Below are 5621 nucleotides of genomic sequence, written 5' to 3'. Positions count from 1 at the left end.
ACACCAACGCCCACTACCCGAAGCCTGGACCTACGTACTGGGCCACGCCATCGAACACGCCCAACACCAAACAAAAACAGCAGCAACCAGCACGGCACCGACAAGCGTCGCCCTCGAACCCCCGTCTGTCCCCGTTCTGCACTCCAGACCCTCACCACCGACCCCCGCATCCAGACCACCAACGCCTACCCCAGAGTCCAGACCACCAGCCCCACCACCACCGCCGCCACCAGCAGCCAGCTCATCCAAAGCACCAATCTGGGTCGGGGCCGGACTGGCCACCATCGTTATCGCGGTGCTCATTGTGGTGATCGCCGTACTCGCCCACAACGACAACTCCACCCCATCCGCCACCCCCGCAACCACAACCGAGGCATCGACTTACCCGACGGATTCGGTAACCACCTCGGCGCCGAGTTACGCGAATACGCCGACCGCGTCGGTGCCTCCGCCTGACTTGGTGCAGACGCCGGACTCCTATGGCGTGAACTGTTCCGACGGGTATCACCGCTCGGGCCAATCAGGATGGGCGTCGAACTCAGGGCGTGGTACCACTGAAACGTCCTGCCTCTTCGCGAACAACGTCCTGCAGGCCTATTGGAACACCTATCCCTCGCCTAGCCGCGACGCGCGCGAGGTCGTCGCAGGCGGCACGGTGCCGTGCGGTGACGTCAATGCAAACGCAGGTACCACCATCCCATGCTCCGGTAACGACTTCATCATGACCTGCGTCGCCAATGGTGACGACCCCTGGATAACGTGCACTGGCGGCAATGACGCCAAGGTCTATCTCTACTAGAGCAGTGGAACCTCAACGAATGCAACGGTATTCGGCGGGAGCCGATGACTCCGATGGCTGATTGCTACGATCCAGGCGTGCTCCATTCACCTTCACGCAGGAATGTCGTGAGGTACGTGGGTGTCGCGGTGCTAGTAATAGGCCTCGCCTCAGCCACAACGGCTAACGCACCGAAAGCCTTGTCCGCCAGTCTCGCCGGCATGGCGGTCTTCCTTGACCCAGGCCACAACGGCGGCTACGACCCCTCGATAACCCGGCAAGTCACAAATGGCCGGGGCGGGACGAAGCAGTGCAACACCACGGGCGCTGCCACCAGCGACGGCTATCCCGAACATGCCCTTACCTGGGACGTCACTTTGCGCATTCGGGATGCGCTCGACCAGATGGGTGCACGCACGCAGTTGTCCCGCGACGACGACAATTCAGTAGGGCCCTGCGTTGATCAACGCGCCGCGCTGGCCAACGCGATGCATCCCAACGCGATCGTGAGCATCCATGCCGACGGTGGGCCGGCGACCGGTCGGGGATACCACGTGAACTACTCCAATCCGCCGCTCAATGACGCGCAAGCCGGGCCCGCGGTGCGCCTATCGCATGCGATGCGCGATTCACTGGCTGCATCAGGTCTTCAACCGGCCACCTACATCGGGTCTGACGGTCTGTATGGCCGTGCCGATCTCGCGGGCCTGAACCTGGCCGAGTATCCAGCGGTTCTAGTCGAGCTCGGCAACATGAAAAACGGCGACGATGCCGCACAGATGCAGAGCGCTGATGGGCGAGCAAAATACGCCGCGGCAGTTGTTGACGGGATTGTCGCGTACCTCAGCGGAAAGGGCGCCGGTACCTGAAATGACTGCTGCCATCACTGCTGCGCAGTTTGCCAAACGAACCCATGGCCATGTGCGGTAGTCGCGTCGGGCGATCCAGTTGCGCCCGCGACAAAATGCGGTTCGTTGGCGGCATCACCCTCATGGCGGCCACCTGCGTTGTCCTGACTAGTTGCGTATTTGCCTGGCACCATTCAGCTCCTGCGCCACCGTCGCCGGCCCCGAACCCGCCGCGGGCCCGCATCGCTGGCCCCGCACCAACGCCCGGGCCGACTGCACCTGGATCTGCTCCGAACGGCGCAGCCGCACCGCTGGCCGCAGAGTTCAGCAAGTTGCAGAACAAGCTGCACGCCAAGATGGGTCTCGTTATCAGCGCCGTCGGCGCCGATCCAAAGCAGCTCGTCTTCGGCAACTGGACAAGCGGACCCGCCTGGTCGACGATGAAAGTCCCGGTAGCCATCACCGCCTTGGACGAAGAGGACCCACCGACTGTCACCGATGCGATGCGGGCTGCGATCACTCAGTCCGATAACGCGGCGGCCGAGTCGATTTGGGACAATCTGGGCGAACCGGTAGCGGCTGCGCACAAAGTCGAAGCCGTGCTGAGCAAATTCGGCGATTCGACGACCGTGGAGTGGCGCAAGCTGCGGCCCCAGTTCACCGCTTTCGGGCAGACCAGATGGTCGTTGACCAACCAGGTCCGGTTCACCGCGGCCGCAGCGTGCGACCGCGGCAGCGCACCGATCTTCACGCTGATGGGTCAGGTGGAAGCCAGCCAGCGTTGGGGTCTTGGGGTTGTGCCGGATACCCGGTTCAAAGGCGGGTGGGGGCCGTCACCAGCTGGTGATTATCTAGTCCGACAACTGGGGGTGCTGAAGACGCCGACCGGCCTGACCGCCGTCGCGGTGGCAACAGAGCCGGCATCGGGATCGTTCGATGACGGCACCCAAGAACTCACTGAAGTCAGTAAGTGGTTGGCCTCCCACATGACCGAATTGCCTACGGGGCAATGTGATCACTAAGCCAACTTCATTTGCTTCGCGACGTCTGGATCAGAACGCCGTGACGTCATAGTCCCTGTCAATGACCATGCCGTGCCCGCTCACGTCGTTGGTGAAGGTGGTGCCGTCGCTGGTTACCACTATCGTCCAGCCTTGAAGGTCAAATGTCTGACCGTTCGCGAGAATGGTGTCGGGCTGTCCAGGCGGAGCCATTCCCAAATTAGCGGTCCGCCAAGTGAATTGGCCCGCCTCGGTGATGACCGCCTGATCGCGGTGCAACACTGAGGGGTCTCCCGGCCACCCCGGATAGGGTGGGGGCTCCATTGGAGCTTGCGGGAAACCGGCGGTCTGGCAAACCACGTTGGGGCCAGCCCCGTCGCTATCGTCCGAACCTACCTGACAACGCATCGGCGGCGACGGCGTCCGCACGTTCACAAAGTGGCTTGGGGAGGGATCAGCGTCGGCCAGTGGCGCGAAAAACACCATCGCACAGATGCACGCGCTTCCTGCCCACGCGGTCGTTGTCATGCTCATTTCCTTACCGAACCCGTAGCCGTAGCCCCCGTCCACACAGGCTCCGGCAGACGGCTTGGAAGATCCTTGGATCAGGCACCACACTGGCCGGCTGCCTCGGCGACACCGTCGCAGAGGGGTGCTTGTCGTAGTCCACCGATGGTTATCTCAAGGTGGTGGCCCGGTGAGCCCGCGGTGACGACGGCGAGCACCGGCTTGCCGGTGTAATACGCGTCGGTGGTCGTGGTGACGTTCCCATTGGCGATGCCGTTCGACACCGACGTCAACGTGAAATCCACGGTATTTTCGGTAGGTGTCGCGCAAGCGGTGCAGCCTTGATAGCTCAACTGCCCGTTACCGGCACTGTCGATCACCACCTTCTGCGTATGGGCCTGCCAGATCCCGACGAACGGGGCCAACCCCGGCATGTCGGTGCTGGACGCGGTGGTCGTCGCAGCTTGTTCCGGCGGCGGCGGTGGCGGCTCGGCCGTTGGCGCCGAGGCGGAAGTGGGTTGCGCCGTGGGGGTTTGGGGAGAGGACGAGTCCGGTCGCAACAGCAGCACGGCGATTAGGGCAGCCGCGACGACCACGAGGACCGCGATGGTCGCGGCGATGAGGCCCGGGTGGCCTCGTGGGCGGCGCGGCGGCGTGGCCGGCGCCGATGCGGGCGGTGGCGGAAGTGGAGTTGATGGGCTGGATTGCGGTGCGGGTACTGGCGATCTGGCGGGTGAGCTGGGTGCCGGCGGTCTGGAGTGCACGACAGGGGTGGGTGGCGGATCGAGTGCGCGGCTCACGGGTGCTGCAGCCGCTGCTGCGGTCTTTTTGTGGTGTTGGGCGTGTTCGATGGCGTGGCCGAGCACGTAGGTCCAGGCTTCGGGTAGTGGGCGTTGGTGTGGCTGGTTGGTCAAGGTGTCGGTGATGATCTGGCGCAACAGGTCGGTCGCCGTGGCGGGGATGTGGTGGGGGTTTTTGGTGTCGTGGTCGCCGGCGAGCAGCCGCAGGGCCAGCAGCCCGAGTTTGTAGGTGTCGGTGTAGATGGTGGCCAGTTCTTCGCCGGGGGGTGCGTCCCAGCCCGGGGTTTCCATCTGGGGCAGCGCCGAGACGGTGTTGATGCGCATGGCGTCGCAGTCGATGAAGTAGGCCGCCTCGTGGGGGCTCAGGGCGAAGAGCAGGTTTTTCGGTGAGATGTCGCCGACGCACACACCGTGCTTGTGCATGAACGCCAGCGTGGAGGCGACCTCACGCAACAACGTATAGCGTTGGGCGTCAGTGATGTTGAGGCCGCGCGCGGCTAGCACCGAGGAATGGTTGAGCAGGTGCTGAAACTCTGCGGTGGTCCGTGACACCCCTTTGACGGTGGTCAACTCGATGAAGAACTCGTCGGGAATGGCCGGCATCACAAAGCCCGTTGAGGCGCCACCGTCTTCGACAAGAGCACAGGGCCAGGCCGCACTGGAGATCAGCCGTTCAGCCTCGGCATAGGACAGCGAATCTTCCACCAACGCAGGCATAGCCGCCAGCGCGGTGAAATCAACTCCAGCGCGCATCGCGGCCTTATATTCCTTGTAGACCATCGACGTCGCGAACTTGGTCTTCACATTAGGCGCCCGATACACCACCCCCTGACCACCCTGACCGATCTTGGCCAACACCCCCAACCGCTCACGCGCAATCACCTGCCGCGTTTTGGCGGGCGTTCGGCGCTGCGGGGAGGGCGGCGCCGCGGCGAGGGTCGAGTCGGCGGGTTGTGGCTGCTCTGTGCCGGCCGCAGGTGCCCGGCGCGTCGAGCCTGCCAGCAAGGTGGGCGCGGCGCGCGAGTTCTCTGCTGCGACGGTCGTCAGGGCTTGCTGTGCAGCAGTGGCCAGTTCGCGGGCGCTCTGATAGCGCTGGTCGGGGTTTTTCGCCATGCCCGCTGCGATCACGTCGTCGAAGGAATCCGGAACGGCCGCATTGAGCCGGCTGGGCTTCGGCGGGTCCAACGTCAGGTGTCCGCCGATTTGTTGTTCCATGCTGTCGCCGGGGAAGGGCGGGGCTCCGGTCAGGCATTCGTAGAGCACACAGGCCAGTGCGTAGACGTCGGCGCGGGCATCGGCAGTACCGGTGGTGAAGCGCTCCGGGGCCATGTAGGCCCAGGTGCCCACCATCATGCCGGTATTCGTTAGCTTGGTGGCCGCCGCGTCGTGAGCGATACCGAAGTCGATCAAGTACACGAAGTCGTCACCGGTCACCAGCGCATTCGATGGTTTGATGTCCCGGTGCACCAGCCCGACGGTATGCGCCGCGTTTAGCGCAGCAGCCAGTTGCGTGATCACCAGGACGCTTCGTTGCGGGCTCATCGGGCCGTCACGGGTCAGCAGACCGTGCAGATCGATGCCGTCGATAATCGGCATCACCAGATACAGCTGGCCGTCGACTTCCCCGGTGTCATAAATCGGGATGATGTGCGGCTCGGTCAGCCGGGCTGCGGTGTGGGCCTCGCGG

The 5621-nt window shown here is 64.0% G+C and carries 5 protein-coding genes; 3 read left to right on the top strand and 2 right to left on the bottom strand.

What is annotated here, in order from left to right; genetic code table 11:
* Positions 1-295: 295 nt before the first annotated feature.
* The 3 genes from A5707_RS01825 to A5707_RS01815 all read left to right on the top strand — a co-directional run bounded on the left by A5707_RS01825 (position 296) and on the right by A5707_RS01815 (position 2648).
* Positions 296-799: a hypothetical protein gene (locus tag A5707_RS01825; RefSeq protein WP_065012821.1), complete on the top strand. Its 504-nt coding sequence runs from the start codon at positions 296-298 to the stop codon at positions 797-799.
* Between the two features lie 44 nt (positions 800-843).
* Complete coding sequence (locus A5707_RS01820; protein WP_419866377.1) at positions 844-1647, top strand: Rv3717 family N-acetylmuramoyl-L-alanine amidase; 804 nt, start codon at positions 844-846, stop codon at positions 1645-1647.
* Between the two features lie 311 nt (positions 1648-1958).
* Positions 1959-2648, top strand: a complete 690-nt coding sequence (locus tag A5707_RS01815) for a hypothetical protein (RefSeq protein ID WP_156657466.1) — start codon at positions 1959-1961, stop codon at positions 2646-2648.
* 30 nt (positions 2649-2678) lie between these two features.
* On the opposite strand, the gene A5707_RS01810 is transcribed toward A5707_RS01815, so the two are convergent.
* Positions 2679-3155 (bottom strand): hypothetical protein, encoded by a 477-nt coding sequence (locus A5707_RS01810; RefSeq protein WP_156657464.1) that lies wholly within the window; start codon positions 3153-3155, stop codon positions 2679-2681.
* A 77-nt stretch (positions 3156-3232) separates the two neighbouring features.
* Positions 3233-5621: protein kinase domain-containing protein (locus A5707_RS01805; RefSeq protein WP_156657461.1), on the bottom strand; the 2389-nt coding region annotated here is incomplete at its 5' end.

Source organism: Mycobacterium kyorinense, from assembly GCF_001672775.1.
GTDB lineage: Bacteria > Actinomycetota > Actinomycetes > Mycobacteriales > Mycobacteriaceae > Mycobacterium > Mycobacterium kyorinense_A.
This window is presented reverse-complemented; position numbering and strand designations above follow the sequence as displayed.